We start from the raw sequence: 5,482 nt of genomic DNA on the forward strand, positions 1-5,482 counted from the left end.
GCCACGCGCCGGCGGCGGGCCCGCCGGGCGGGGTGCCCGGACCGGCCGCTCGGCCGCCGGGACCGGGCGGGGCCGGTTGACCCACGAGTCGAACAGGACGATCAAGCCCGCGAACGCGGCGAAGCCGATCCCCAGTCCCACGTGGATCAACGCGCCGAGGATGCCGGCCACGAGCAGCACCGGCAGCACCGCCATCAGGCAGAACGGGTCGATCCGGCCGAATTTCGGGCGCGACGGCCCCTCGCGGGGACTCACCGTGCGGTCTCCGGGTTCCTGCGCGCCATTCCAGCAGTATGCAACGGCCGAGCGCCGCCCTGCCACCTGGGCCGCCCAACGGGCCGAACCATGATCACCCGCCGTGATGGGACCATCCGTCGCGGTAGTGGACAGAAGCGGACAGGATCCGGGCGTATCCGGGGAGAGACCGCCGGTTTCGTGGTGCACTGGCGCCGACGCCGAAAGGGGTACGCGCATGAGGAACGGCTTCCCGAAACGGATCCGCCACGTGCTGCTGGCCCTGGCGACGGCGGCCGGCACGCTCGCCGCCGCCGTCCCGGCCACGGCGAGCCCGGCCCCGCCGTCCCTCGAGTTCGCGAACCCGGACAGCCAGGCCCTGTTCGGCACCGCGTACACCGCCGCGCTGCAGAACCTGTTGCACACCAACACGATCGCCTACGACGCGCGGTACGACCGGAGCGGCCTGCTGGACCCGGCGACCGGCATCGTCCGCGCGGGCGGCGGCTACGCCCAGCCGTGGACGCGCGACGCGTCGATCAACAGCTGGAACGCCACCAGCCTGCTCGACCCGGCCCTGGCGGAGAACACGCTGTGGGCGGTCGTCGACAAGGACGCCGCCGGTGCGCTGCGGGTGCAGCAGGACGACCAGCAGTGGGACCAGGTCGTCTGGGTCACCGCCGCCTGGCACCACTTCCTGGTCACCGGCGACCGGGACTTCCTGCAGGACGCCTACCGCACCGCGGCGACCACGCTGACCATCCGCGAACACGCCACCACGGCCGGCTTCAACCCGGCCTACGGCCTGTTCACCGGTGCCTCCTTCTTCAACGACGGCATCGCCGGCTACCCCGCGCCGCCGGCCGACGCGACCGAGTCGGTCAGCACCGGGAGCATGCCGTGGCCCGGGGTCGCGAGCGGGATGTACCTCAGCACGAACGAGCTGTACTACGCCGCCTACGTCAACGCCGCGAATATGGCCGGCAAGCTGGGCCGCCCGGCGGCGGAGATCGCCGGGTACCGGAGCCGGGCCGCCGCGCTGCGGACGGCGATCAACCAGCGCTTCTGGAACCCCGCCACCGGCCTCTACGACTACCAGCTGCTCGCCGACGGCTCCCGCGGTGCCTTCCAGGAAGGCACCGGGCTGGCCTTCGCCCTGATCTTCGGCATCGCGAACCCGGCGCAGGCGCGGTCGATCCTCGGCCACGCCCGGGAACTGGCCTGGGGCATGCCCGACACCTTCCCGAACTGGGCGCGCTACAGCGACGCGCAACCCGGCCGGCACAACGCCATCGTCTGGCCGCTCGTCATGGGCCTGTGGGCGAAAGCGCTGGCCGGGCAGGGCGAGCAGAACGGTTTCGCGGCGGAAACCGCGCGCCTGGCCAAGCTGGCCGGCGGCAACAGCGGCTTCTGGGAGATCCACAACGGGACCACGGGGGTCGTCGACGGCGGCTGGCAGCGGCTCGGCGACACCGTGAAGTTCCACTGGGGTTCCGAGCCAGACCAGACCTGGTCGGCCACGGCGTTCCTCGACATGGTCCACACCGGCCTGTTCGGGCTGACGTTCACCGACCGCGGGCTCTCCTTCGCACCGCGCCTGCCGGCGGGCTGGGGTGACGTCACGCTGCGGAACCTGCGCTACCGCGGCGCCAACCTCACCATCGCCCTGCACGGCGCGGGCGGCACGATCACGTCGTTCCGGCTCGACGGCCGGGCCGCCCCGGCCGCGGTCCCGGACACGCTCACCGGCGACCACACGATCGACGTCATCCTCACCGGCGCGCCCGCCGGCGACCGGGACGGCGACGGCGTCCCCGACGCGCAGGACCGCTGTTCCGACACCGCGGGCACGGCCGCGCTGAGCGGCTGCCCGGACCCGGCGCACCTCGAAGCCGAGGACGCGCGCAACACCGGTGGCGTGAAGGCGAACGTGAACCACACCGGCTACTCGGGACGCGCGTTCCTCGACGGCCTCTGGGCGCAGGGCGCGGCATCGTCCTTCACCGTGCACCGCACCACCACGGCGGCGGAACGCGGCTCGATCACCGTGCGGTACGCCAACGCCAACAGCGACACCCGGACGATGACGCTGTCGGTGGACGGGCAGCCGGTGGGGCAGGTCGGCTTCCCGAAGGTCGCCGACAGCTGGGACGCCTGGGGCACCACGACCTTCGCCGACGTGCCGCTCACCGGCCGGGACCCGGTGGTGACCCTCTCCTACGCGCCGGGTGACACCGGCGCGATCAACCTCGACTGGCTCGAATACCGCCGTTAGCGGAGCGCGAACACCATCCCGATGTCGGCGGCCTCCTGGACGGGGTCCTGCACGGCCTCGACCCTGAAGCCGCGCGTGGTGAAGACGTCGCGCACGGTTTCGCGGTGCCGCCGCCACCCTTCGACCTCGACCACGGCCTGCCGGACCAGCGGCCAGTGCCGGTCTTCGAGCCCGCGCAGGACGTCGAGCTCGGCGCCTTCGACGTCGACCTTCAGCAGGTCGACGTGCTCGATGCCCTCTTCGTCCAGCACCGCCGACAGCGGGCGGACGCGGACGCGGTGGGTTTCCAGTTCCCGCATCACCCGCAGCTTGCGCCCGACGATCCCGCGCAGGATCGGCGCCGGCACGCGGCGCAGCCCGGCGCCCAGCCCGCCGCGCCGGATCATCTCGACGACGCTGGCGGTGACCCGCCGCCGCTCGGCCTCGACGTTCTCCGCGTCCCGCCAGGACGAAGAGAAGATGGTCGCCGCCGGGAAGTAGCTGAAGTCAAGCTCGTCCTCGGCGGCGGCCAGTCCGTGAGGCAGCGCTTTCAGCCGTCCGCCGAAGAAGTCGCGGCCGTTGCGCTCCAGCGTCGCATACAGCGGCGGGAGCGGCTCGAACGCGTAAATCCGCACGTCGCCGTCCAGCCGTTCGTAGACGGCGGCGGAGAAGACGCCGACGTTGGCGCCGACGTCGAGGACGGTCGCGCCGGGAGCGAGCTCGACGCCGTGCGCGAAGTAGGCGCCCACCTCCTCGCGCAGGAAGGACACCTCCCACGGGTTGATGCTGTGGAGGTCGATCGTGTCCATGGTCACGCGCAGAGGCTTATCAGCTGCCGGCGGTGCTGGGCACCCCCGTTCGGCGGCTGCTCCGGGCTTGCGCCCGGCCACGGGCGGCGTACCACTGCAGCGCGACGATCAGCGCGAGCCCGAGCTCGACGACGTCCCCGCCGTAGTACATCAGCTGGGCCCCGGCCTGCCGGTCCGCGACGGCGAGCACCACGCCCGGCGGCGGGCTGACGTACAAGGTCTTGGCCAGCACGGCGTGCGCGGCCGCAGCGCCGATCAGGGCACCCGCGCGGACCCCGAGTCCGGCGCGGTGGCGGAGCGGGTCGAGCCGGCAGATCGCCGTGGTGAAGAGCAGGCCGGTCAGGAAGACGTGGAGGTGCAGCCAGGGCGCGTCGCCGATCTTGGCGAACAGATCGGTGCGGTAGAGCAGCCACAGGCTCCCCACCTCCAGGACGGCCGCGACCGGCGGGAAGACCAGCACGCCGGCCGCCCTCAGTGCGTGTTTGAGAAGGCGGCGGGCCGCGGCCGGGACCGCGCGCAGCAGGAGCGTGACCGGGCGGGCGAGCACGATCAGGACGGGTGCCAGCATGCCGACCAGGACGTGCTGCAGCACGTGCGCGGTGAAGGTGGACCCGCCGGGTGCGAGCGCCACGACGACGCCGGCGCCGAAGACGGCGTCCCGGATCGGCGGCCACCGGTCACCGCGCCGCCGCAGCCGCCACGCGCCGGTCTCGTAGGCCGCCAAGGCGAGCAGCGCCGGCACGTGGTGGAAAACGCTCACGCGGTCGCCCGCGCGCGGCGCAGCAGGACGACGCCGAGCGCGACCAGCAGCACCGCGACGACGTTCCACGTCCAGTCGTAGGGGGTGAGGTCCACGGCGTAGCGGATCTGGTGCAGGCCGAGGATTTTGTGCTGGATGGTGCCGTCGTAGAGCTGAAAAGCGCCGGCGCCGGTGAGGAGGCCACCGGCGAGGGCGCGGCCGGAGAGCCGGTCACCGCGCCGCAGGTCCGCGACGAGCACCAGGCCGAAGACAACGGAGAAGAAGCCGAAGGCGTGGAAAAGGCCGTCGGAGACGAGCCCCGCGTCGGTGGTCGAACGGTCGTAGAAGTGGTGCCAGTGCAGGAGCTGGTGGAAGACGGTCTCGTCGACGAACGCGGCGACGCCGATCCCGGTGAGCACCCCGGCCCAGGCCGACCGCGCGGTGGGTCTCGCTCCCGGCATCCGCACCCTCCCTCGTTCCCGAACCGAACCGCGCGAAGGCGGTCTGCCGCGGCTGGTCGTGAGTGGTAAGGCGGGTTCTAACCCGCCTTACCACTCACGAGCGGGCTCAGCGGCCCAGCTCCTCTTCCACGTGCATCGCGGCCTGTTCCGGTCCCGCCGCCGGGGCCGAGCCCGCGTCCACGGCCACCTGGTCCGGTTCCGTGTCCAGTGGCGGCCCGTCACCCTCGACCGGCTCCAGCTGGACCGGCTGCTCCGGGGTCTCGCCCGTGTCCTCGTCGGTTTCCCCGCCCGCCCGGCTGTCGATGCCGGTCGGGACCTCGGCCGCCGGGTCCGGGACCTCCTCGCCGATGCGGTCGCCGAGGCCGCGCGGGTGGGCCTGCTCCCACGGGGTCATCCCGTACTTCGTCACGCCTGACCAGTGTTCCGGGGGATCCATGCCCTCCTCGAGCGGGTCGGCGCGGATCCGGTCCTCGTCGAGGTCCTCGGCGCTGTTGAGCGCGGCCGGGTCCGTCTCGACGGCGTCGGGTTCGCCGGTGTCCTGCGGCGGGTCATAGCTCTGCTCCGGTTCGCTCATGTTTCCCGGGCTTCCCGCTGACGCGGCGGCGAAACACCGGCCGTCGGCAGCCTTCGCCGGTCCGGGCCAGCAGGATCACCCCCACGACCGCGACCGCGGCGGCCGGGACCCACACGATCGCGTGTCCCGGTTCGAGGCGCTCGCCCGTCAGGAACCGGGCGGCGGGCACGGCCGCGAGCGGGTCGAGCAGCACCAGCGCCGGCATCGACCACGCCAGCGCGCCCCGTGCGTAGGCCTGCTGGCTGCCCAGCTGCGCGACCACCGCGACGGCGATCGCCGCCCACAGCGCGCTGCCGCCCAGCATGGCCAGCGGCCCGTGTTCGCCGAACGTCTTCACCGCCGCCGAAATCAGCACCGCCGCCACCCCCGCGGCGACGCCGGCGGCCGCGCCGCAGGCCAGGGCGCCCCGGG

General features: G+C 73.1%; 6 protein-coding genes and 1 pseudogene. 1 reads left to right on the forward strand and 6 read right to left on the reverse strand.

The features are described 5' to 3' along the window. A partial coding sequence (locus tag IE317_RS43955) for a hypothetical protein (RefSeq protein WP_191317287.1) occupies positions 1–255 on the reverse strand: 255 nt, incomplete at its 3' end. Between the two features lie 217 nt (positions 256–472). Between IE317_RS43955 and IE317_RS43960 the strand changes: the two genes are divergently transcribed. Then, positions 473–2,509: a glycosyl hydrolase family 65 protein gene (locus IE317_RS43960; RefSeq protein WP_191317288.1), complete on the forward strand. Its 2,037-nt coding sequence runs from the start codon at positions 473–475 to the stop codon at positions 2,507–2,509. Here IE317_RS43960 and IE317_RS43965 read toward each other — a convergent pair. The 5 genes and pseudogenes from IE317_RS43965 to IE317_RS43985 all read right to left on the reverse strand — a co-directional run. Further along, positions 2,506–3,297 carry an FkbM family methyltransferase gene (locus IE317_RS43965; protein WP_229903253.1) on the reverse strand — a complete coding sequence of 264 codons (792 nt, stop codon included), beginning with the start codon at positions 3,295–3,297 and terminating at the stop codon, positions 2,506–2,508. The two genes, IE317_RS43960 and IE317_RS43965, sit on opposite strands and share 4 nt — an antisense overlap. A 19-nt stretch (positions 3,298–3,316) precedes the next feature. After that, entirely contained in the window at positions 3,317–4,057 is a 741-nt protein-coding gene (locus tag IE317_RS43970; protein WP_191317290.1) for a cytochrome c oxidase assembly protein, read from the reverse strand. After that, a complete protein-coding gene (locus IE317_RS43975) occupies positions 4,054–4,497 on the reverse strand; it encodes a DUF2243 domain-containing protein (protein ID WP_191317291.1) in 444 nt (147 codons plus the stop codon). The genes IE317_RS43970 and IE317_RS43975 overlap by 4 nt, the downstream gene beginning before the upstream one ends. A 106-nt stretch (positions 4,498–4,603) precedes the next feature. Beyond that, positions 4,604–5,071, reverse strand: a complete 468-nt coding sequence (locus tag IE317_RS43980) for a hypothetical protein (protein WP_191317292.1) — start codon at positions 5,069–5,071, stop codon at positions 4,604–4,606. Then, positions 5,046–5,482: pseudogene (locus tag IE317_RS43985) on the reverse strand (DMT family transporter); the annotation flags it as partial. The pseudogene IE317_RS43985 and the gene IE317_RS43980, both read right to left, overlap by 26 nt.

This window comes from Amycolatopsis bullii (genome assembly GCF_014654205.1).
In the GTDB taxonomy this organism is placed as follows: Bacteria; Actinomycetota; Actinomycetes; order Mycobacteriales; family Pseudonocardiaceae; genus Amycolatopsis; species Amycolatopsis plumensis.

What these genes read in the sequence shown, in the direction of transcription:
- IE317_RS43960 (WP_191317288.1), top strand. Translation starts at nt 473, where the DNA reads ATGAGGAACGGCTTCCCGAAACGGATCCGCCACGTGCTGCTGGCCCTG.
- IE317_RS43965 (WP_229903253.1), bottom strand. Translation starts at nt 3,297, where the DNA reads ATGGACACGATCGACCTCCACAGCATCAACCCGTGGGAGGTGTCCTTC.
- IE317_RS43975 (WP_191317291.1), bottom strand. Translation starts at nt 4,497, where the DNA reads ATGCCGGGAGCGAGACCCACCGCGCGGTCGGCCTGGGCCGGGGTGCTC.
- IE317_RS43980 (WP_191317292.1), bottom strand. Translation starts at nt 5,071, where the DNA reads ATGAGCGAACCGGAGCAGAGCTATGACCCGCCGCAGGACACCGGCGAA.